Source organism: Staphylococcus sp. 231237_7MaSpsaltlick (assembly GCF_043107035.1).
Genome location: NZ_JBICNX010000009.1, coordinates 47,474 through 68,372 on the forward strand (window position 1 = coordinate 47,474; position 20,899 = coordinate 68,372).

Consider the following 20,899-nt stretch of genomic DNA (forward strand, 5'->3'; position numbering starts at 1 on the left):
CACCTTCCTTAATATAAAATATACCAAAACTTAATGGGAAAAATACAGTGATAGATTTGATTTATCATAAAATATTATATAATATATCATACAAATAAAGGAGGATTTCTCAAAATGAAATTAAAATATGGCATCGGTGCAGTGATTGCTTCTACTATGTTAGTCGCAGGTTGTACAACAGATAAAGGTGAAATCAAAGACTATAATGAAAAAGTACAAAAAGCATTTGATGAAGAGAAACCTGTTTCATCAGTTGGCAAGAAATTAAATAATCTTGAACAAGAAAAACAAAAATTAGTAAAAGAAATTAATGGAAAAGACCAGCAAGAAGTTAAAGAAACTTCAAAAAAAGTAGTAGATAACGTAGAAGAAAGAGAAAAAGAATTTGAAAAAGAAGAGAAAGCACTTAATGATTCTGAAAAAGAATTTAAAAAAGCGCAAGAACATGTTGATAACATAAGTGATAAACAAAAGAAAAAAGAAGTTGAAGAATTAAATAATGCACTTAAAGATAAGTATAAAGCACACGATAATTATTCTAAAGCTTACAAAAACATTTTGACTAAAGAAAAGAATATGTTCCAATACACGTCAGGTGAAAAAGTGGACCAAGCTGAAATTGATAAAAAATCAGAAGCAGTATCGAAATCATATAAAGATATGAACAAAGCCTTTAAACAATATTCAGATGCAATGAAAAAAGTTAACCAAGAAAAAGAAGATGTAGACAGTCTCGCTTAAAATTGAATGCACTACATTTGAAATTTGTGTCAATTGATTATAGCATAATAAATGGGTGCGCTTACATTTATATAGAAGCCTTTAGAAAAAATTACATGATTTTGAGTAGTACAGTGTTATAATTTTCATTGATACAGACACAAAAACTGTATCTATTTTGAGTATTACAGAACTTTTTCAAATTGTTTAACAGTGTAACAGTTTTGTGGTACAATGTTAAAGGATAAAATGAATTTCTACTATACGGGAAAGGTTTGGTGAATTGAATGGCTCAGAAATTAAAAGCCCAATTCGATGCAGAGAAGGTATTGAATGATACTGAATCTAAATTTGAAATGATTCAAATTTTGAATGAAGATGGCAATGTTGTTAATGAAGATTTGTTACCAGAATTGTCAGACGAGCAATTAGTTGAATTAATGGAGAGAATGGTATGGACACGTATCCTTGACCAACGTTCTATTTCATTAAATAGACAAGGGAGATTAGGTTTCTATGCTCCGACAGCAGGACAAGAAGCTTCACAATTAGCTTCACAATATGCTTTAGAGCAAGAAGACTTTATATTACCAGGTTACCGTGATGTACCACAATTAATCTGGCAAGGTTTACCTTTAACAGAAGCTTTCTTATTCTCAAGAGGTCACTTTAAAGGAAACAGAATGCCTGAAGGAGTTAACGCTCTAAGTCCACAAATTATAATCGGTGCACAGTATGTTCAAACAGCTGGTGTTGCATTAGGTATTAAAAAACGTGGTAAACAAGCTGTAGCAATCACATACACTGGTGATGGTGGTTCGTCACAAGGTGATTTCTATGAAGGTATTAACTTTGCTTCTGCTTATAAAGCACCTGCAATTTTCGTTATTCAAAATAACAACTATGCGATTTCTACACCACGTAGTAAACAAACGGCAGCTACAACATTAGCTCAAAAAGCAATCTCAGTTGGTATCCCTGGTATCCAAGTTGATGGTATGGATGCATTAGCAGTATATCAAGCAACTAAAGAAGCGCGTGATCGTGCTGTAAACGGTGAAGGTCCAACATTAATCGAAACAATCACTTATCGTTATGGTCCACATACAATGGCTGGTGACGATCCGACTAAATACAGAACATCTGATGAAGATTCTGAATGGGAGAAAAAGGATCCATTAGTACGCTTCAGAAAATTCCTTGAAAATAAAGGTTTATGGACTGAAGAAAAAGAAAACGAAGTTATCGAACGTGCTAAATCTGAAATCAAAGCTGCTATTAAAGAAGCAGACAACACTGAAAAACAAACAGTTGTTGACTTGATGGAAAATATGTACGATGAAATGCCTCAAAATTTAGCTGAGCAATATGAAATTTATAAAGAGAAGGAGTCGAAGTAACCGATGGCACAAATGACAATGGTTCAAGCGATTAATAATGCGCTTAAAACCGAATTACAAAATGATGAAAATGTCTTACTTTTCGGTGAAGACGTCGGTGTTAACGGTGGTGTTTTCCGTGTAACTGAAGGTTTACAAAAAGAATTCGGTGAAGATCGTGTATTTGATACACCTTTAGCGGAATCTGGTATTGGTGGTTTAGCTCTAGGTTTAACTACACAAGGATACCGTCCAGTTATGGAAATACAATTCTTAGGATTTGTATTTGAAGTGTTCGACTCTGTAGCAGGACAAATTGCGCGTACGCGTTTCCGTTCTGGTAACTCTAAACAAGCTCCAGTTACAATTCGTGCACCATTTGGTGGTGGTGTTCATACACCAGAATTACACGCTGATAACTTAGAAGGTATTTTAGCTCAATCACCTGGTTTACACGTGGTAATCCCTTCAAATCCATATGACGCTAAAGGATTATTAATTTCTGCAATTAGAAGTAATGACCCAGTTGTATATTTAGAGCACATGAAATTATATCGTTCTTTCCGTGATGAAGTACCTGAAGAAGAGTACACAATTGAAATCGGAAAAGCTAACGTAAAACAAGAAGGTAATGACATCACACTTATTGCATACGGTGCGATGGTACAAGAGTCATTAAAAGCAGCAGAAGAATTAGAAAAAGAAGGTTATTCAGTAGAAGTCATTGACTTACGTACTGTTCAACCAATTGATATCGAAACACTTGTTGCTTCAGTTGAAAAAACTGGTCGTGCAGTAGTAGTTCAAGAAGCTCAACGTCAAGCTGGTGTTGGTGCAACAGTTGCATCTGAGTTAGCTGAACGTTCAATCCTTTCATTAGAAGCTCCTATTGCAAGAGTTGCAGCGGCTGACACTGTCTATCCGTTTACACAAGCGGAAAATGTTTGGTTACCAAACAAAAACGATATCATTGAAAAAGCAAAAGAAACATTAGAATTTTAATATACTCTTTGAATGGAGTAGCGTATACGATACGTCGCTATACCTACTTCATTCAAGTTTATATATACAATAAAGAAGGTATGAGTAAATTGTCTCAACCTGTTTTCTAATTTTTGACTTAATATGAATTTTTAGGAGGATAATAACGTGGCATTTGAATTTAAATTACCCGACATTGGTGAAGGTATCCACGAAGGTGAAATTGTAAAATGGTTTGTTAAAGCTGGAGACACAATTGAAGAAGACGATGTATTAGCTGAAGTCCAAAATGACAAATCAGTTGTAGAAATTCCATCTCCTGTTTCTGGTACTATTGAAGAAGTTTTAGTAGACGAAGGTACTGTTGCAGTTGTTGGTGATACAATTGTTAAAATCGATGCACCAGATGCAGAAGAAATGCAATTTAAAGGTAGTGAAAGTGACGAAGCTGCTAGTGAAGAAACAGAGGCACCAGCAGAAGAAAGTACGCCAGAAGCACCTGCACAAGCTTCAAATGATGAAGAAGTAGACGAAAGCAAACGTGTTAAAGCGATGCCTTCTGTACGTAAATATGCACGTGAAAAAGGCGTTAATATTAAAGCTGTTTCAGGTTCAGGCAAAAACGGACGTACTACTAAAGAAGATGTTGACGCTTACTTAAATGGTGGCCAATCAACTGCTTCAAATGAAAGTGCAGCAGCTAGCGAAGAAACAACTAGCACAAGCGCTTCACAACCAGCAGCAGTTTCTACTGAAGGTGAATTCCCAGAAACTACTGAAAAAATCCCAGCAATGCGTAAAGCAATTGCTAAAGCAATGGTTAACTCAAAACATACTGCACCACACGTAACATTAATGGATGAAATTGATGTTCAAGAACTATGGGATCACCGTAAAAAATTCAAAGAAGTTGCAGCTGAGCAAGGTACTAAATTAACTTTCTTACCATATGTAGTGAAAGCACTTGTTTCTGCACTTAAAAAATACCCAGCGCTTAACACAGAATTCAATGAAGAAGCTGGCGAAATCGTGCACAAACATTACTGGAATATCGGTATCGCAGCTGATACAGACAGAGGTTTATTAGTACCAGTAGTTAAAAATGCTGATCGCAAATCTATGTTTGCAATTTCAGATGAAATTAACGAACTTGCTGTTAAAGCTCGTGATGGTAAATTATCAGCTGATGAAATGAAAGGTGCTACTTGTACAATCAGTAACATCGGTTCAGCTGGCGGACAATGGTTCACACCAGTTATCAATCACCCAGAAGTTGCTATCTTAGGTATCGGACGCATTGCACAAAAACCTATCGTTAAAGATGGAGAAATTGTTGCAGCACCAGTACTATCATTATCATTAAGCTTTGACCACAGACAAATTGATGGTGCTACTGGACAAAATGCTATGAATCATATTAAACGTTTATTAAATAATCCAGAATTATTATTAATGGAGGGGTAAAACATGGTAGTTGGAGATTTCCCAATTGAAACAGATACTATTGTAATCGGAGCAGGACCTGGCGGATATGTTGCAGCAATTCGTGCAGCACAATTAGGTCAAAAAGTAACAATCGTAGAAAAAGGCGAGCTTGGCGGTGTATGTCTAAACGTAGGATGTATTCCTTCAAAAGCGTTATTACACGCTTCACATCGTTATGACGAAACTAAGAACTCTGAAAATTTAGGTGTAATCGCTGAAAGTGTTTCACTAAAATATGATAAAGTTCAAGAATTCAAACAATCAGTTGTTAAGAAATTAACTGGTGGCGTTGAAGGATTATTAAAAGGTAATAAAGTTGAAATCGTAAAAGGTGAAGCTTACTTTGTTGATAACAATAGCCTACGTGTTATGGATGATAAAAGTGCTCAAACTTATAATTTCAAAAACGCGATTATTGCAACTGGTTCTAGACCAATTGAAATCCCTAACTTCAAATTTGGTAACCGCGTAATCGATTCTACTGGTGCTCTAAATTTACAAGAAGTTCCTGGTAAATTGGTTGTTGTTGGTGGAGGCTACATTGGTTCAGAATTAGGAACTGCTTTCGCTAACTTTGGTTCAGAAGTTACTATCCTAGAAGGTGCAAAAGACATCTTAGGTGGTTTCGAAAAACAAATGACGCAACCTGTTAAAAAAGGTATGAAAGAAAAAGGCGTTGAAATTGTAACTGAAGCAATGGCTAAATCTGCTGAAGAAACTGAAAATGGTGTGAAAGTAACTTATGAAGTAAAAGGCGAAGAACAAACAATCGATGCTGATTACGTATTAGTTACTGTAGGACGTCGTCCTAACACTGATGAATTAGGTTTAGAAGAGTTAGGCCTTAAATTTGCAGATCGTGGATTGTTAGAAGTAGATAAACAAAGCCGTACTTCAGCTGAAAACATTTTTGCAATTGGCGATATCGTTCCTGGTTTACCACTTGCACATAAAGCTAGTTATGAAGCTAAAGTTGCTGCTGAAGTAATTGCTGGTGAAGCATCTGAAGTAGACTACATTGGTATGCCTGCTGTATGTTTCACTGAACCAGAACTTGCTACTGTTGGTTACACAGAAGCTCAAGCTAAAGAAGAAGGTTTAGCAGTTACAGCTTCTAAATTCCCTTATGCAGCTAATGGACGTGCTTTATCATTAGATGACACAACTGGATTTGTTAAATTGTTAACACTTAAAGAAGATAACACATTAGTAGGTGCTCAAGTAGTTGGTACTGGCGCTTCTGATATTATTTCTGAATTAGGTTTAGCAATTGAAGCAGGTATGAATGCTGAAGATTTATCTTTAACTATTCATGCTCACCCAACATTAGGTGAAATGTCTATGGAAGCTGCTGAAAAAGCATTAGGATTACCTATTCATACAATGTAATTTCTTTAGATTTTCATACTAAAGTTAAAAAGGAATGTGACATAACAAGTATTTGTTATCACACTCTGGTAAAAATGTTTACAATTGAGCATAACTTAATTTAAGTTCTTACTCAAAGTAATGATTTATTACCAATATGACAATTGAGTCCGGGACATAAATAAATGTCTCGGATTTTTTTGTATATAGCATATAGATGATACAAAATATTACTTTGAAATATAATGAAGATAAGTTAATTGAATTGGAGGTAAAAAAAACAATGGAATATCAATATCCAATAGATTTAGATTGGACAAATGATGAGATGATGCAAGTCGTGTCATTTTTCAATGCTGTTGAGGCTTATTATGAATCTAAAGTTGAAGGACAACTCATATTAAATCGTTATAAACAATTTAAAGAAATTGTACCTGGCAAAGCTGAAGAGAAACAGATTTTTAAAGAATTTGAGAATAATAGCGGCTATAACAGTTATCAAGTGGTTAAAGCAGTACAAACTTCACCAGAACAAAGATATTTTTCATCAAAATAAAAATAACTATTGTCATAAAAGCTATATTCTGATATTTTTATTAAGCATTAAACAAAATGTTTGATAAAAGTAAACAGAATATAGCTTTTTATTTTTTTAAAAGCAAAAATTTTAGTTATGATGAAAATTAAAACTTTTCACTATAATATTTTGAAAAGGTGAAAAAATGGAGATAGGTAAGAAAATTAAGAATTTACGTATTATAAAGCATTTAACACAAGAAGAATTAGCAGAGCGTACTGACTTATCAAAAGGTTATATATCACAAATTGAAAGTCAATATGCATCACCAAGTATGGAAACCTTTTTGAATATATTAGAAGTATTGGGTACGACTCCTAGTGATTTTTTCAAAGAACCACGAACAGAAAAAGTGTTATATAAAAAGGCATCACAAGTTACTTATGATGAATATGATAAGGGTTATATATTAAATTGGCCGGTTACACAGTCTAATGAATTTGAAATGGAGCCATTATTGTTAACGTTACAAGGTAACGCCTCGTATAAAAATTTTGAACCATCAGAATCAGATACTTTCATCTATTGTTTAAAAGGACAAGTTACTTTGAAATTAGGTGATGATGATTACCATGCTGTAGTAGGAGATGCGCTTTATTTTAAGGCTAATCAGTTACATAGATTAATAAACCCAAAATCAGAAGAAGCTCAAGTGATGATAGTCGTTACCGCTTCTTATTTATAGGAGGATATATATGGAACCTTTATTATCTTTCAAATCTGTAAGTAAAAGTTACGATGATTTACAAATTTTAGATAAGATTGATATTGATATAGAATCAGGACATTTTTACACGTTACTTGGTCCATCAGGTTGTGGTAAAACGACCATACTAAAACTCATTGCTGGCTTTGAGACTGCAGATAATGGGGAGATTATTTATCAAAACAAGAAAATCAATCAAACGCCTGCAAATAAACGTAAAGTAAATACGGTATTTCAGGATTATGCATTATTTCCACATCTTAATGTTTATGACAATATAGCTTTTGGATTAAAACTTAAAAAAATAAGTAAATCTGAAATTAAAAGGAAAGTTCAAGAAGCTTTACAGCTTGTGAAATTAACAGGGTATGAGACACGCACAATTGATGGTATGAGTGGTGGTCAAAAACAACGCATAGCAATTGCACGAGCTATAGTTAATGAGCCTGAAATACTCTTATTAGACGAATCGCTGTCTGCGCTAGATTTAAAGTTACGTACACAGATGCAATATGAGTTAAGAGAGATACAATCAAGGTTGGGAATAACGTTTATTTTTGTAACACATGACCAAGAGGAAGCCTTGGCACTTAGTGATTATATCTTTGTTATGAAAGATGGTAAAATTCAACAATTCGGCACACCAACTGATATTTATGATGAACCAGTCAATCGCTTCGTGGCAGACTTTATAGGAGAATCTAATATCGTTGAAGGTACAATGATTGATGACTATTTAGTTAATATTTATGGTCAAGATTTTGACTGTGTTGATATGGGTATAGATTCACAGAAAAAAGTTGAAGTTGTTATAAGACCAGAAGATATTAGTTTGATGGCAGCTGCAGAAGGTTTATTTGAGGTCACTGTTGATTCGATGCTATTTAGAGGCGTTCACTATGAAATTAATTGTATAGACAGAAAAGGCTATGAATGGATGATTCATTCTACTAAAAAAGCAGAAATAGGAAGTAAAGTTGGCTTGTATTTTGATCCTGAAGCGATTCATATTATGGTGCCAGGAGAAACTGAAGCAGAATTTGATCAACGTATCGAAAGTTATGAGGAGCATAACCATGCGTAAAATAAACAAATTCTTATTCATTCCTTATGTGTTATGGATGATACTATTTATTATAGTTCCAGTACTTTTGCTTGTGTACTTCTCCTTATTTGATTTACACGGGCATTTCAGTTTTGAAAATTATAAGCAAATTCTGACATGGAAATATTTTCGTATGATTTGGGACTCAGTAGTTTTTGCAGCTGTTATCACACTCATTACATTGTTAGTCAGTTATCCAGCAGCTTATTTTATTAGATCTTCCAAATTTCAAAATTTATGGTTACTGATATTAATCATACCTACATGGATTAATTTACTACTGAAGACCTATGCATTTATTGGATTATTGAGTCATGATGGTATTATCAATCAAATGTTAAGGTTATTACATTTATCTGAAATGGATTTATTGTTTACCGTTCCTGCATTTTTAATTGTAGCAAGTTATATTTATATTCCATTTATGATTTTACCTATTTTTAATAGTATGAAAGATATTCCTAATAATATACTACAGGCATCGAGTGACTTAGGAGCAAGTCCGTTTACTACTTTTAGAAAAGTAATACTTCCTTTGACGAAACAAGGTGTATTAACAGGTGTTCAAGTGACATTTATCCCTGCATTATCCTTGTTTATGATAACGAGATTAATTGCAGGAAATAAAGTGATTAATATAGGAACTGCGATAGAAGAACAATTTCTTGTAATTCAAAATTATGGAATGGGTTCAACGATTGCGTTATGCCTTATTATATTTATGGCACTAGTGTTGATCATTACTAATACTAAATCGTCGAATGGAAGAGGGTGAAGCACGTGAAATGGTATGGTAAATTATACATTGGTATATTAACCGCAGTATTATATATTCCAATTTTATTTTTAATGCTTTATTCCTTTAATTCCGCAGGTAACATGATTCACTTTGAAGGATTTACCTTAGAACATTATCAAACATTATTTAATAATGAACGCCTCATGTCAGTCATTTTTAATACCATTGCTGTTGCACTTTTAGCAGCAGCCTTTGCAACGGTGATTGGCACGATGGGCGCAATTGGTCTATTTCATCTGAGAAATAAAAAGTTGAAAGTTTCATTATTAACATTAAATAATGTATTGATGGTTTCATCAGATGTAGTTATTGGAGCTTCATTTTTAATTATGTTTACGGCAATTGGTCATTTCACAGGCCTAGGACTTGGATTCACGACTGTGTTAATTTCTCATATTGCATTCTGTATACCAATCGTTGTTATCATTGTTTTACCTAAACTTTATGAAATGAATGATTATACACTTAATGCAGCACGTGATTTAGGAGCAACTGAATTTCAAGTTTTAAATAAAGTAATGCTACCGCACCTGATGCCTGCAATTATTGGTGGATTTTTTATGGCACTTACATATTCACTGGATGATTTTACCGTAAGTTTCTTTGTGACAGGCAACGGATTTAGTGTATTATCAGTAGAAGTATATGCTATGGCTAGAAAAGGTATTAGCATGGAAATCAATGCTATTTCTACAATATTATTTGTAGTTATTATGTTAGGTATTTTTGGTTATTATTTCATTCAAAATATGGTGAAACATAAAAAGCAAGTGAAACGAGGTTTACAGCAATGAAGCGATTCTTACAATTAATCATAGTTTCAGTTGTTGTTGGATTAATATGTCTGTTTATCAGTCATAAGTTTACAGCGAAAGACCATTCAAAAAATGGCGAAAAAATTTATGTTTATAATTGGGGAGAATATATTGATCCTAGTTTAATTAAAAAATTCCAAAAAGAAACAGGTATTGAAGTAATCTATGAAACTTTTGATTCTAATGAAGCAATGGAAGCCAAAATACGTAATGGTGGCACACATTACGATGTTGCTTTTCCTAGTGAATATACTGTTCAAAAATTAAAAAGACAAAACATGTTATTACCGATAAATCATGACAATGTTCCTAATATTAAAAATTTGGATCCAGATTATATGAATATGTCTTTTGATAAAAATAATCGCTATTCCTTGCCGTATTTTTTTGGAACTGTAGGTATTATTTATAATAAAAAGGCGTATCCTAATGATAATTTTAACTCTTGGAATCAATTGTATAACAAGAAATATAACAATGATATATTATTAGTAGACGGTGCAAGAGAAGTAATAGGTTTAGCGTTGAATAAATTAGGATACAGTTTAAATGATAAGAATTCACAACACCTAGAAAAAGCGGAACGAGATTTAAGACATTTAGGTCCAAACGTTAAAGGCGTCGTAGGTGACGAAATCACTATGATGCTAGAACAACATGAAGCGAATATTGCTGTTGTGTGGAGCGGTGTCGCTGCTCCTATGGTTCAAGGTAGCGATGAATTTGATTACGTTGTGCCTAAAGAAGGTTCGAATTTATGGTTTGATAATATGGTAATACCTAAAACTGCTCAAAATAAAGCAGGCGCATATAAGTTTATGAATTTTTTATTAGACGCACAAAACAGTAAGCAGAATACAGAATGGGTTGGTTATGCAACACCAAATAAAGCAGCAAGACATTTACTTCCAGACGAAGTAAAAAATGATGAACGCTTTTATCCATCACAAGAGTCACAAGAAAACTTAGAAGTTTACAGAGACTTGGGAAAAGAAACATTGAGTGAATATAACGAAAGATTTTTAAATTTTAAAATGTCATTAAAATAAATCTAAGTTAGTAGTTATTTTAGCGTATTTTCGCTATAATAGTTTGAAAGCATTATAAGGAGTTGTATAGACATGTCAGGAGAGCAATATACTCAAGTTAGACGTCCTGTGAGTCGACTAGCAGAAAAAGTATTAGGTTGGTTAAGCTGGGTATTTTTATTATTACTAACCATTATTACGATGTTTATTGCACTAGTATCTTTTAGTAGTGAGACATCAATACAAAATTTAGAAACTACATTAAATGGTAATGATTTTGTTCAGCAAATTTTAGCTAATAATAGCTTGAATACGACGCAATTTGTAATTTGGTTACAAAATGGTGTGTGGGCTATTATCGTTTACTTTATTGTGTGTTTATTATTATCATTCTTAGCACTTATCTCAATGAATATTAGAATACTATCAGGGTTTTTATTCCTTTTAGCTACAATAGTTACATTACCATTGGTATTATTATTTGTTCCACTTATTATCCCAATCCTATTTTTAATCGTAGCAGTTATGATGTTTGCACGTAAAGATAAGGTAGAAACAGTCCCTGCTTATTATGGAGAAGGGTACCAAGGTCGTTATTCAGAATACGAACAACAGACTGGACCAAAACCACAATATAGTGAGAGAGAACAGACTTCTGACGCTGAACAACAAATAAGAAATGATAACCAACTAAGAAGAGGCGGTTATTCTTCTGAAGTAGCTGATAAAGTAAACGCTGAGACACAAGAGGCACATGAAGAGCCACAAGTGCTTTCCAGACAAGCGAAATACAATTATAAACATAAAAAGCAAACTGAAGATGAGCAACAACAAACTGATGAATTTGGCGCAGTAAGTGACGTTTATGATGAACATGGAGAATCAGTTTCAAATCAAAGTCAAACTGAAGTTGACAATGCAACTACAGAGTATGACGAACAAGCTCAAGCTGAAGCAGCACAGAGAAGACAAGAAGCATACGAAGAAGAACAACGAAGACATCAAGAAGCATACGAAGAAGAACAACGTCGTAAACAAGCCGAAGCAGAAGAAGCAGCAAGATTAAAACAAGAAAAAGCAGAAGAAAAAGCACGTATTAAACAAGAGAAAAAAGAACGAAGAAAACGTGAAAAAGAAAGACGTAAGCAACAACCAAGTGCAGTGAATCAACGCAGACAAAATTTTGAAGAAAGAAAAAAAATGACTTCACAAACTGCTGCTGATACAACTGAACATGATAGCAAAGAATCAGCTGAATCGGACAACTCAGAAGACAAAAAATAAGATATAGAAATTCTAAAATGTGCTATAAGATATGCTAGTTCATTTGAAACTAAAAAAGGAACGAGACTGATGTCTCGCTCCTTTTTTGTATTTCGTTTATAATTCTTGGAAAGTTTGGATGATTAAGTATATATTTAATAAACTTAAAATAATAATTAAGAACCAAGATATAATATTAACCCAAGTTTTATTTTTAAATTGTCCCATCAAACTATAATCATTAGTTGAAAGTTGTAATGGAATTAATGAGAATGGTAAAGCTAAGCTTAAGAATACTTGTGAAAATACTAGTAATTGTTCCATTTTAGCTTCGTTACCTTTAAAGATAATTAAGCATACTATAATTGGTAATATTGCAATAGCACGAGTAATCAATCTACGTAACCAATTTGGTATTTTTAAATTGATAAAACCTTCCATTACAATTTGACCAGCCATTGTTCCTGTTATTGTAGAGTTTTGGCCAGAAGCTAGTAATGCAACTGCGAATAATGTACTCATAAGCGCTCCTAATGAGGCGCCTAACACAGGTTGATTTTGCAAAGCACTGAATAAATCATAAAAGCCACCGAGCTGTTCTGAATTGACACCAAAGAAAAGGGCAGCACCTAGGACTAAAAGTAAGCAGTTAACTACAAAAGCAATAGACAATTGAATGTTTGAATCCATTATTGCATACTTAATCGCTTGTGCTTTAGAATTACTACTATTACGAGCATACATTCTTGATTGAACAATGGATGAGTGTAAATATAAATTATGGGGCATGATTGTCGCTCCAATTATACCTAAAGCAATAAAGAGTGCACTGTTATCTGTGATGATTGTCTTATTAGGGACGAATCCATTTAAAACCTCTGTGACATGAGGAGAAGCTACAAAGACTTCAAAGATAAATATAACAAGCACTGTAAAAATAAGCGTACCTACGATAGCTTCAATTTTTCTAAATCCAAATTTCATAATGAACAATAATAGAAAAACATCTAGCACGGTAATTAATGCGCCTATCAATAAGGGTATGCCGAAGAGTAAATCAAGAGCAATTGCACTACCTATTACTTCAGCTATATCTGTTGCGATAATTGCTAATTCTGCAATAATCCAAAATATAAAAGCGACCGGTTTATTTAAATAGTGTTTTGTTGCTTGTGCTAAGTCCATACCTGTTGCTATTCCTAATCTCACCGTCATACTTTGTAATAACATGGCTGACAGGCTTGAAAGTAAAATCACGAATAGCAAAACGTAGCCGAACTGTGCACCGCCTTGCATAGATGTAATCCAGTTACCAGGATCCATATAGCCTACAGCTACTAATAGACCAGGACCTAAATAAGAAAAAAGTTTCTGGCTAAACTTACCGTGAGCATTGACGGAAACCGTATTATTGATTTCATCTAAACTCTTATGGGATTGAACTGTTTTTGTCAATACCCTCACCTCCATATACATTTATTAACAATCCATAGATTACTCCAAAAAAAATATTAGGTCAACCTAAACAGTGTTACGATAGCCATTTTATTTTTACTGAAATAATTATTATGTTTAAACATATTTAATAAAAATGTGCTGTAATTAGGACGTGATGATTTTTAACACAATATAAATTTGCTATGATAAGATTAATAAAAAAATAGGAGGAAGATTATGAAGAGAAAAGCTGAAAGAATCACAGCCTGGGTAGCAAATGGTCTAAGTATATTATTCTTATTACTAATGGTTCTTGTATTTTCTTTCCTGAATGTGCCAGAATTTCAAGAAACATTTAAAGAAATGAATCAACAACAAGGGATAGAAATGTCAATTGGAGCATTTAAAACTTCCGTTATTTTCCAAGGAAGCTTTTTAATTATTTCAACGATATTAGGTATTATTGGTACATTGACTATTAAAGGAAATCGTATCCTAGCAGCTTGTATTTTAATCATTGCAGCAATTACTGGTATATTTGCAGGAAACTTTATTGCACTGATATTATGGTTTGTTGTTGCTATCATGCTGTTTGTAAGAAAAGGACCTCGTGATGAACAAAATAATAATATGTTTTCTCAACAGAATTTTGACGAGCAAAATAATCAACGTAAACAAGCTGAAATAAATCCAGAAAATGAAATGAAAAAGAAAAAAGAAGATGACCCATATATTTACTAAAATAGTTTAGGTAAGCTGATTTATAACTAATACCTAGATTAAAAGTTGAAACATTAATAAGTACCTTGGTTCAAACTGTCGACAAAGTGTCCGTCTTTGTTGGCAGTTTTTATGCACGCTTTCTACATTCACTGACTTAAGCTGTAGTCTTCAGATATAAGCTTTCTCGCAAGAAATGAGACAAATAACTGACAGTATTATTCGTAAATAGTATAATATATAAATTAAACAGTGGCAGGGTATATTACGATGAATAAATCAATTGATAAAAGTGATGAATATGAAAATATTTCTATCTCTAAAGTAGTTCCTAATAATCATTTATTACGTAAAGGCGATGCAATATTACAGGATACCACGCTAATTTGTACTGCCATGAATCTTAAAAAGTTGCAATATGGTTAGTAAAAGAATATATAATGATCTGAAAGTACAATATTATTTTGAAAAGCAACTACATAAATAGAAATAAACAAGCCCTACACAAATTAATGCGTAGGGTTGTTTGCGTTCTGAGCCGAAACATTAATAATTATCGGCATTGGATTAATCACTAATTATTTTACTAAAATGATTTTTACAATACTTCTATTTGTAAAATTTCAATAGATGTTCAAATGTGTCTTCTAAAAATTTTAAAAATGACTTATCATTCTTAAGAATTTCAGAACCTGGAGCTAATGTACGAGCTACGAAAAACTCACCTTTTTTAACCTCTTTAACACGTTTAAACGCTTCGTGTATATCTTCGTCTGTCATTTCTTGTATGTATGTTTTTGCTTGGCTCATATGATCTAAGCTTATACTAAAATCGTTTGGCAGATTTTTTAATGTTTCAAATTGATTTTCGAAAACCTTAACTTGTTGTGCTTTATCTTTTGCCTCATGCATAACCCCATACATAATAAATAGTTGGTTTTCAAATAATCCTATTTGAAAATGAGGTTGCATTTTATAACCACGTTTATTAGTTGCAAATGCTACCCACGTATCCTTAGGTGGATTAACACTTCTACGAGCATGTTTAGCTACGTGAGGATAGAACACTTCACCTGTAGCAGTTTCTAAATATTGTGAGAAATAATCACCTAAAGCATGCAATTGTGGTCTGACATGGTTGTTAAGTGCTTCCATTCTCGCATCTAAGCCATCTACTGTAAATACTTTGAAGTCTTTAGGTTTGAATGTATATTGAGTCATTTGTGCCTCCTATAATCATTATTTTCGTATGTATTGTAGCACATTATACTCTGATAAACATTTTACATGCCTCTTATTTTTAGTTAATAAATGATTTGTTATAGATTGTGTACACTATGTTGGTAAAGGGTAAACATAAATTATATTAAATAATCTTAATTCACCTTATTCGTAATTCTTATAATTATTGAAATAATAAAGGTTGGTTAATATCTTTTGGAAAGTTAGTTAATGTATAATGAGGATGAATAAGGAGCTGATACGATGACTGTCTATGAATTTGCCAAAGGACTTATATTAGAAGCAGGAATTAATGTTAGAAAAATAATGAAAGAAGATATAAAAGTAGAAACTAAATCTAATCCTAATGATTTAGTAACAAATGTCGATAAGGCTACAGAAAAATACCTATTTGATAATATAACGGAAACTTATCCGAATCATTTAGTTATAGGAGAAGAAGGACATGGACACCACCTTAAAGATGAAGTAGGTGTCGTTTGGGTCATTGATCCAATAGATGGTACGTTAAATTTTGTGCATCAAAAAGAAAATTTTGCAATATCTATTGGTATTTATAATAACGGAAACCCATACGCTGGATTTGTCTATGACGTTATGAACGATGTGTTATATCATGCTAAAACTGGTGAAGGCGCATATGAAAATGGGACATTGTTACCTAAAATCGAGGACACGCCATTAAAGACAAGTATTATTGGAATTAATCCAAATTGGCTGACAAAGCCAAGATTAGGAGAAGTGTTCAAACCTATAGTAGAAGAAGCCAGGAGTGCACGCGCATACGGCTCTGCAGCTTTAGAGATTATACATGTTGCAACAGGCAAATTGGGTGGTTATGTTACCCCCAGATTACAACCTTGGGATTTTGCAGGTGGTTTGATTATTTTAAATGAAGTGGGGGGTGTTGGAACAAATTTAATGGGAGATACTTTATCAATTTATGAACCTAATTCAATCATTATGGCTAATGAACAGTTACATTCTGAATTAATCGAGCAACATTTTCAAAAAAATAATGAAATTATTGAATTATTACAACAGAGATTAAAAAGCAATAATTAGAGTATATCTTATAAATAAACCTATAAAAAAGCGCCTCAATCCTGATTTGAAGGAATGGGACGCTTATCTATTAAATATAATCAAAATCATCCGACTATAGCCAATCATTTTCACGATATTTCTTTTTTAATGTGAAACCGTAACCAAATGTTGCAATGAATAATATAAATGTTAAAATCATGAATGGAACATTTGTAGCAGCTAAACTAAAGCTAAATAATAGTAAAAAGACAATAGCTACTATAGCGAGTACCCAGAAAATTGATTTGGATTTTTTTTGTTGCATTATACCACACCTTTATAGTTTTCTTTAACCAATTATATGATATAATAAAAAAGTTGCAAAGAAAAGTGGGAATTTACTCGAGAAAGGAAATTGTATAAAATGACTAAATTAAGAGAAGATGTGCGTAATATAGCAATCATCGCTCACGTTGACCATGGTAAAACGACACTTGTAGATGAATTATTAAAACAATCAGGAATTTTCCGTGAGAATGAGCATGTAGATGAAAGAGCAATGGATTCAAATGACATCGAAAGAGAACGTGGTATTACAATCCTTGCTAAAAATACAGCAGTAAATTATAAAGATAATCGTATTAATATTTTAGATACACCAGGACACGCCGATTTTGGTGGAGAAGTTGAGCGTATCATGAAAATGGTTGATGGTGTTGTATTAGTAGTTGATGCATATGAAGGCACAATGCCACAAACACGTTTTGTATTGAAAAAAGCTTTAGAACAAAACTTAAAACCAGTAGTAGTAGTTAACAAAATCGATAAACCTGAAGCTAGAGCTGAAGGTGTTGTAGATGAAGTATTAGATTTATTTATCGAATTAGAAGCAAATGATGAACAATTAGATTTCCCAGTAGTCTATGCTTCAGCTGTTAACGGTACTGCAAGCTTAGATCCAGAGAAACAAGACGAAAACATGCAATCATTATATGAAACAATTATTGATTATGTTCCTGCACCTATTGATAATAGAGATGAGCCATTACAATTCCAAACGGCGTTACTAGACTATAGTGATTATTTAGGTCGTATTGGTGTTGGACGTGTGTTCAGAGGAACAATGCGTGTAGGTGATAACGTTTCACTAATTAAATTAGATGGTACAGTTAAAAATTTCCGTGTAACTAAGATTTTTGGTTACTTTGGTTTGAAACGTGAAGAAGTTAATGAAGCACATGCAGGCGACTTAATTGCTGTATCAGGAATGGAAGACATCAACGTTGGTGAAACTGTTACCCCAATAGATAATAGAGATGCTTTACCTGTATTAAGAATTGACGAACCAACGTTAGAAATGACGTTCAGAGTAAACAATTCTCCATTCGCTGGCCGTGAAGGTGATTATGTAACATCTCGTCAAATTCAAGAACGTTTAGATCAACAATTAGAAACAGATGTGTCATTAAAAGTTACAGAAACTGATTCACCAGATAAATGGATTGTTGCTGGACGTGGTGAATTACACTTATCTATTTTAATTGAAAATATGAGACGTGAAGGTTTTGAACTACAAGTTTCTAAACCACAAGTTATTTTAAGAGAAATTGATGGCGTAAAATGTGAACCATTTGAACGTGTACAATGTGAAGTACCTCAAGAATACACAGGTGCTGTTATTGAATCATTAGGCCAACGTAAAGGTGAAATGTTAGACATGGTAACTACAGATAATGGCTTAACGCGTATTATCTTTATGGTACCAGCTCGTGGCTTAATCGGTTATACTACTGAATTTATGTCACAAACACGTGGTTATGGTATTATCAATCATACATTTGAAGAATTTAAACCTCGTGTTAAAGGACGTATCGGTGGTAGAAGAAATGGTGCTCTAGTGTCATTAGATACTGGTAAAGCAAGTTCATATGCACTTATGGGCTTAGAAGATCGTGGTATTAACTTCATGGAACCAGGAACTGAAGTTTATGAAGGCATGGTTGTTGGTGAACATAATCGTGAAAATGACTTAACAGTTAACGTTACGAAAGAGAAAAACCAAACTAACGTACGTTCTTCTAACAAAGACCAAACTGTAACAATGAAACGTCCAAGAACTTTAACTCTTGAAGAAGCGTTACAATTTATTAATGACGATGAGCTTGTAGAAGCTACACCAGAAAATATCCGTATTAGAAAAACAGTATTAGAAAAAAATGCTCGTGAAAAAGAAGCAAAACGCATTAAACAATTAATGCAAGAAGATGAATAAAAGTCTACTAAATTTAATTTAGTATGATTGTGGAGCTGGGACATTAAGGTCTCAGCTCTATTTATTATTAAAGCGATAGCGTGATAATACGATGTTAATAAATAAGCCAGATTGTAAAAATGATGTCTCAGAAAATAAGCAAACCTTAAGTGATAGTTCGCCTAAGGTTTGTTTATTTATATATTATAATCTTTTTAGTGTAATTTAGTTAGTTATTTGGGCCGACTCCTGTAGGAAGCGCGCTAGTCGAAGACTACAGGCTAGGCAGTGGCCACGGAAAGCATGCATAAAAAACTGTCGACAAAGTCAGAAACTTTGTCGACAGTTTAAAATCAGCCCATCGCAAAAAAGAAGGTGCTGATTTATATTAACGATGGTCATAAGTAGTTACTTGGTTACGTTGTTTCGGTGTATCAAGTCTACTTTTACATTCATCACACATAAAAGTATGCATCGGGTCATTGCGTAATCTTTTAGCTTCTAAAGTATTTTGATCGATAAATACCTCAGTATCACAAATTATGCATTGAACTTTTTTCATATTAAATCACCTCGATATGAGTGACATACTTAAATTCGTATGAATAACCTTCTTCTGGAATATATACAAAGCTATCTACTGAATAATCGTCATATAATCTTTTCCCATCTTTTGCAAATTGGAAAAAAAGATATGGTAATAAGTCAATAGGTACTTCTATTGAATCATTGTCATTAGATAAGCGAATCGCTTTCGCATGATTAAATGGTTCTGCGTTTTTGAAAAACGGTGACATGTTAATAACAAATGAATTTTCTAAAACTGCTCTTTTTTTATATTTAATTTCAGAATTTAATGTTGGTGGATTAGTTTGTCCTTCTAAAATCGCTCTATTCCATTCACGGTTATCATCAAAATTGATAGGTTTGGTACCATCGAATGTGCCTTGCTCTAAGTCTTCTATTTGAACTTTTCTGTCGTCAAAAATCCAAGTTGTACTATCTAACGTAATTGGAAATTTAACTTCACCCTTAATTTGAATCATAATCCCACTCCTATTTGTATATCCTGTGTCTAAATTAAAACGGTAATAAGCAATGATTCGCAATTTGATTGAATCTGACTTTTTTGTGAACAAATACGTGTTAAAAATAAAATATATATATTATTTTTAAAGCAAAATATTCTGACAAAAACTAGCTAATATATCGTCATTGCTCGTCTTATACTTATTATCGTCATAAATTAAAGTCAAATAAATAATTGTCAATTTCAATTTTATCACAAATACTAGTATTACGTATATTCTTGAATTCACTTGCTTTTTGGTATGCATTAAGATAAACTCGTCATATAAAGTTACAATTGATAGGGGGAATATGTCTTGGTAAAAAATCAAAAAATTAATAATGCGGCATATGACCAGTTGAATAAAGATGCTGATAGGATTCTCCAACTTATTAAAGTACAAATGGATAATCTTACATTACCTCAATGCCCATTGTATGAAGAAGTACTTGATACACAGATGTTTGGATTACAAAAAGAAGTAGATTTCGCTGTACAACTTGGTTTAGTTGATAGAGAAGTGGGCAAAGATTTAATGCTTCGATTAGAAAAAGAACTTTCTAAATTGCATGATGCATTTACAAATGTTTAATTGGGTTAAATAAAATAGTTTTATAATTGGAATCGCGCTTTCAATATTAGAAAAATATGAAAACTTATATGGTGTGCAATATCAAACTACATAAGTATACTACAGGTGGCTAGGATGTCAATAATTGTTGATTATATCTTAGCCGCTTTTGTCGTGTTTATAAAGTTAAATCTACGAGCATTTAAAGCTCAATATTTTGTTATATTTATTCGAGAAATTGATAGAATGTTTGTTATAATGTTTAAAGCACAATTTATTTTACATAAAGCTAAAAAAGTTTTTAAAGACAACTAGGTTACTGAACATAAGTCGAATTAATAAAAGTATTTAGTTAGT

Annotated in this window: 23 protein-coding genes; 18 read left to right on the forward strand and 5 right to left on the reverse strand. The window is 32.8% G+C overall.

Annotation, left to right across the window (positions count from 1 at the left end):
- Positions 1 to 114: 114 nt before the first annotated feature.
- The 12 genes from ACF91D_RS17560 (at position 115) to auxB (ending at position 12,247) form a co-directional block, all read left to right on the forward strand.
- Positions 115 to 741, forward strand: coding sequence for a YkyA family protein (locus tag ACF91D_RS17560; RefSeq protein WP_119585163.1), 627 nt, complete (start codon positions 115 to 117; stop codon positions 739 to 741).
- Positions 742 to 1,007: 266 nt separating this feature from the next.
- Complete coding sequence (gene pdhA, locus ACF91D_RS17565; RefSeq protein ID WP_017724145.1) at positions 1,008 to 2,120, forward strand: pyruvate dehydrogenase (acetyl-transferring) E1 component subunit alpha; 1,113 nt, start codon at positions 1,008 to 1,010, stop codon at positions 2,118 to 2,120.
- A gap of 3 nt (positions 2,121 to 2,123) precedes the next feature.
- Positions 2,124 to 3,101, forward strand: a complete 978-nt coding sequence (locus ACF91D_RS17570; RefSeq protein WP_039069777.1) for an alpha-ketoacid dehydrogenase subunit beta — start codon at positions 2,124 to 2,126, stop codon at positions 3,099 to 3,101.
- 147 nt (positions 3,102 to 3,248) lie between these two features.
- Positions 3,249 to 4,544 carry a dihydrolipoamide acetyltransferase family protein gene (locus ACF91D_RS17575; RefSeq protein WP_039069776.1) on the forward strand — a complete coding sequence of 432 codons (1,296 nt, stop codon included), beginning with the start codon at positions 3,249 to 3,251 and terminating at the stop codon, positions 4,542 to 4,544.
- Between the two features lie 3 nt (positions 4,545 to 4,547).
- Positions 4,548 to 5,954 (forward strand): dihydrolipoyl dehydrogenase, encoded by a 1,407-nt coding sequence (gene lpdA / locus ACF91D_RS17580; RefSeq protein WP_039069775.1) that lies wholly within the window; start codon positions 4,548 to 4,550, stop codon positions 5,952 to 5,954.
- A 262-nt stretch (positions 5,955 to 6,216) separates the two neighbouring features.
- On the forward strand, positions 6,217 to 6,489 hold the full coding sequence (locus ACF91D_RS17585) for a UPF0223 family protein (protein WP_069792895.1): 273 nt from the start codon (positions 6,217 to 6,219) through the stop codon (positions 6,487 to 6,489).
- Positions 6,490 to 6,655: 166 nt separating this feature from the next.
- Positions 6,656 to 7,195: a helix-turn-helix domain-containing protein gene (locus ACF91D_RS17590; RefSeq protein ID WP_119586242.1), complete on the forward strand. Its 540-nt coding sequence runs from the start codon at positions 6,656 to 6,658 to the stop codon at positions 7,193 to 7,195.
- A gap of 10 nt (positions 7,196 to 7,205) precedes the next feature.
- Positions 7,206 to 8,300, forward strand: coding sequence for an ABC transporter ATP-binding protein (locus tag ACF91D_RS17595; RefSeq protein WP_039069772.1), 1,095 nt, complete (start codon positions 7,206 to 7,208; stop codon positions 8,298 to 8,300).
- The gene (locus tag ACF91D_RS17600; RefSeq protein ID WP_039069771.1) at positions 8,293 to 9,096 is read left to right on the forward strand and encodes an ABC transporter permease; all 804 of its coding nucleotides are present in this window, start codon (positions 8,293 to 8,295) and stop codon (positions 9,094 to 9,096) included. Before ACF91D_RS17595 ends, ACF91D_RS17600 begins: the two co-directional genes overlap by 8 nt.
- 5 nt (positions 9,097 to 9,101) lie before the next feature.
- Complete coding sequence (locus tag ACF91D_RS17605; protein WP_069792894.1) at positions 9,102 to 9,914, forward strand: ABC transporter permease; 813 nt, start codon at positions 9,102 to 9,104, stop codon at positions 9,912 to 9,914.
- Entirely contained in the window at positions 9,911 to 10,984 is a 1,074-nt protein-coding gene (locus ACF91D_RS17610; protein ID WP_039069769.1) for an ABC transporter substrate-binding protein, read from the forward strand. The genes ACF91D_RS17605 and ACF91D_RS17610 overlap by 4 nt, the downstream gene beginning before the upstream one ends.
- Before the next feature lie 72 nt (positions 10,985 to 11,056).
- Positions 11,057 to 12,247 (forward strand): lipoteichoic acid stability factor AuxB, encoded by a 1,191-nt coding sequence (auxB, locus tag ACF91D_RS17615; RefSeq protein WP_119605186.1) that lies wholly within the window; start codon positions 11,057 to 11,059, stop codon positions 12,245 to 12,247.
- A gap of 96 nt (positions 12,248 to 12,343) precedes the next feature.
- Here auxB and ACF91D_RS17620 read toward each other — a convergent pair whose 3' ends face one another.
- Positions 12,344 to 13,696: an Nramp family divalent metal transporter gene (locus ACF91D_RS17620; RefSeq protein ID WP_327620705.1), complete on the reverse strand. Its 1,353-nt coding sequence runs from the start codon at positions 13,694 to 13,696 to the stop codon at positions 12,344 to 12,346.
- A gap of 204 nt (positions 13,697 to 13,900) precedes the next feature.
- On the opposite strand from ACF91D_RS17620, the gene ACF91D_RS17625 reads away from it, so the two are divergent.
- Both ACF91D_RS17625 and ACF91D_RS17630 read left to right on the forward strand, forming a co-directional pair.
- Complete coding sequence (locus ACF91D_RS17625; RefSeq protein ID WP_069792892.1) at positions 13,901 to 14,404, forward strand: DUF4064 domain-containing protein; 504 nt, start codon at positions 13,901 to 13,903, stop codon at positions 14,402 to 14,404.
- 249 nt (positions 14,405 to 14,653) lie between these two features.
- On the forward strand, positions 14,654 to 14,809 hold the full coding sequence (locus ACF91D_RS17630; protein ID WP_182477867.1) for a hypothetical protein: 156 nt from the start codon (positions 14,654 to 14,656) through the stop codon (positions 14,807 to 14,809).
- Between the two features lie 183 nt (positions 14,810 to 14,992).
- Here the strand turns inward: ACF91D_RS17630 and ACF91D_RS17635 are convergent, their stop codons facing one another.
- Positions 14,993 to 15,604, reverse strand: a complete 612-nt coding sequence (locus ACF91D_RS17635; RefSeq protein ID WP_039066926.1) for a YktB family protein — start codon at positions 15,602 to 15,604, stop codon at positions 14,993 to 14,995.
- A gap of 264 nt (positions 15,605 to 15,868) precedes the next feature.
- Here ACF91D_RS17635 and ACF91D_RS17640 point away from each other — a divergent pair, with 264 nt between their 5' ends.
- On the forward strand, positions 15,869 to 16,690 hold the full coding sequence (locus tag ACF91D_RS17640) for an inositol monophosphatase family protein (protein WP_039066925.1): 822 nt from the start codon (positions 15,869 to 15,871) through the stop codon (positions 16,688 to 16,690).
- A gap of 94 nt (positions 16,691 to 16,784) precedes the next feature.
- Here ACF91D_RS17640 and ACF91D_RS17645 read toward each other — a convergent pair whose 3' ends face one another.
- Positions 16,785 to 16,976, reverse strand: coding sequence for a DUF5325 family protein (locus ACF91D_RS17645; RefSeq protein ID WP_039066923.1), 192 nt, complete (start codon positions 16,974 to 16,976; stop codon positions 16,785 to 16,787).
- 99 nt (positions 16,977 to 17,075) lie between these two features.
- On the opposite strand from ACF91D_RS17645, the gene typA reads away from it, so the two are divergent.
- Positions 17,076 to 18,923: a translational GTPase TypA gene (gene typA, locus ACF91D_RS17650; RefSeq protein WP_039066921.1), complete on the forward strand. Its 1,848-nt coding sequence runs from the start codon at positions 17,076 to 17,078 to the stop codon at positions 18,921 to 18,923.
- A 367-nt stretch (positions 18,924 to 19,290) separates the two neighbouring features.
- Here typA and ACF91D_RS17655 read toward each other — a convergent pair whose 3' ends face one another.
- On the reverse strand, positions 19,291 to 19,464 hold the full coding sequence (locus tag ACF91D_RS17655) for a DUF2197 domain-containing protein (protein WP_080706854.1): 174 nt from the start codon (positions 19,462 to 19,464) through the stop codon (positions 19,291 to 19,293).
- Between the two features lies 1 nt (position 19,465).
- Complete coding sequence (locus ACF91D_RS17660) at positions 19,466 to 19,948, reverse strand: hypothetical protein (RefSeq protein ID WP_039066919.1); 483 nt, start codon at positions 19,946 to 19,948, stop codon at positions 19,466 to 19,468.
- A 339-nt stretch (positions 19,949 to 20,287) separates the two neighbouring features.
- Here ACF91D_RS17660 and ACF91D_RS17665 point away from each other — a divergent pair, with 339 nt between their 5' ends.
- The gene (locus ACF91D_RS17665) at positions 20,288 to 20,563 is read left to right on the forward strand and encodes an Fpa/YlaN family protein (protein WP_039066917.1); all 276 of its coding nucleotides are present in this window, start codon (positions 20,288 to 20,290) and stop codon (positions 20,561 to 20,563) included.
- Between the two features lie 114 nt (positions 20,564 to 20,677).
- On the forward strand, positions 20,678 to 20,857 hold the full coding sequence (locus ACF91D_RS17670; RefSeq protein ID WP_039066915.1) for a hypothetical protein: 180 nt from the start codon (positions 20,678 to 20,680) through the stop codon (positions 20,855 to 20,857).
- The last annotated feature ends 42 nt before the right edge of the window (positions 20,858 to 20,899 follow it).

Bases quoted from the DNA above. Each gene is read 5' to 3' on its own strand.
- ACF91D_RS17610 (WP_039069769.1), top strand. From the start codon at position 9,911: ATGAAGCGATTCTTACAATTAATCATAGTTTCAGTTGTTGTTGGATTA.
- pdhA (WP_017724145.1), top strand. From the start codon at position 1,008: ATGGCTCAGAAATTAAAAGCCCAATTCGATGCAGAGAAGGTATTGAAT.
- ACF91D_RS17600 (WP_039069771.1), top strand. From the start codon at position 8,293: ATGCGTAAAATAAACAAATTCTTATTCATTCCTTATGTGTTATGGATG.
- ACF91D_RS17570 (WP_039069777.1), top strand. From the start codon at position 2,124: ATGGCACAAATGACAATGGTTCAAGCGATTAATAATGCGCTTAAAACC.
- ACF91D_RS17655 (WP_080706854.1), bottom strand. From the start codon at position 19,464: ATGAAAAAAGTTCAATGCATAATTTGTGATACTGAGGTATTTATCGAT.
- ACF91D_RS17630 (WP_182477867.1), top strand. From the start codon at position 14,654: ATGAATAAATCAATTGATAAAAGTGATGAATATGAAAATATTTCTATC.
- auxB (WP_119605186.1), top strand. From the start codon at position 11,057: ATGTCAGGAGAGCAATATACTCAAGTTAGACGTCCTGTGAGTCGACTA.
- ACF91D_RS17595 (WP_039069772.1), top strand. From the start codon at position 7,206: ATGGAACCTTTATTATCTTTCAAATCTGTAAGTAAAAGTTACGATGAT.
- ACF91D_RS17670 (WP_039066915.1), top strand. From the start codon at position 20,678: ATGTCAATAATTGTTGATTATATCTTAGCCGCTTTTGTCGTGTTTATA.
- ACF91D_RS17660 (WP_039066919.1), bottom strand. From the start codon at position 19,948: ATGATTCAAATTAAGGGTGAAGTTAAATTTCCAATTACGTTAGATAGT.
- ACF91D_RS17645 (WP_039066923.1), bottom strand. From the start codon at position 16,976: ATGCAACAAAAAAAATCCAAATCAATTTTCTGGGTACTCGCTATAGTA.
- typA (WP_039066921.1), top strand. From the start codon at position 17,076: ATGACTAAATTAAGAGAAGATGTGCGTAATATAGCAATCATCGCTCAC.
- ACF91D_RS17590 (WP_119586242.1), top strand. From the start codon at position 6,656: ATGGAGATAGGTAAGAAAATTAAGAATTTACGTATTATAAAGCATTTA.
- ACF91D_RS17620 (WP_327620705.1), bottom strand. From the start codon at position 13,696: ATGGAGGTGAGGGTATTGACAAAAACAGTTCAATCCCATAAGAGTTTA.
- ACF91D_RS17640 (WP_039066925.1), top strand. From the start codon at position 15,869: ATGACTGTCTATGAATTTGCCAAAGGACTTATATTAGAAGCAGGAATT.
- ACF91D_RS17635 (WP_039066926.1), bottom strand. From the start codon at position 15,604: ATGACTCAATATACATTCAAACCTAAAGACTTCAAAGTATTTACAGTA.
- ACF91D_RS17585 (WP_069792895.1), top strand. From the start codon at position 6,217: ATGGAATATCAATATCCAATAGATTTAGATTGGACAAATGATGAGATG.
- lpdA (WP_039069775.1), top strand. From the start codon at position 4,548: ATGGTAGTTGGAGATTTCCCAATTGAAACAGATACTATTGTAATCGGA.
- ACF91D_RS17625 (WP_069792892.1), top strand. From the start codon at position 13,901: ATGAAGAGAAAAGCTGAAAGAATCACAGCCTGGGTAGCAAATGGTCTA.
- ACF91D_RS17560 (WP_119585163.1), top strand. From the start codon at position 115: ATGAAATTAAAATATGGCATCGGTGCAGTGATTGCTTCTACTATGTTA.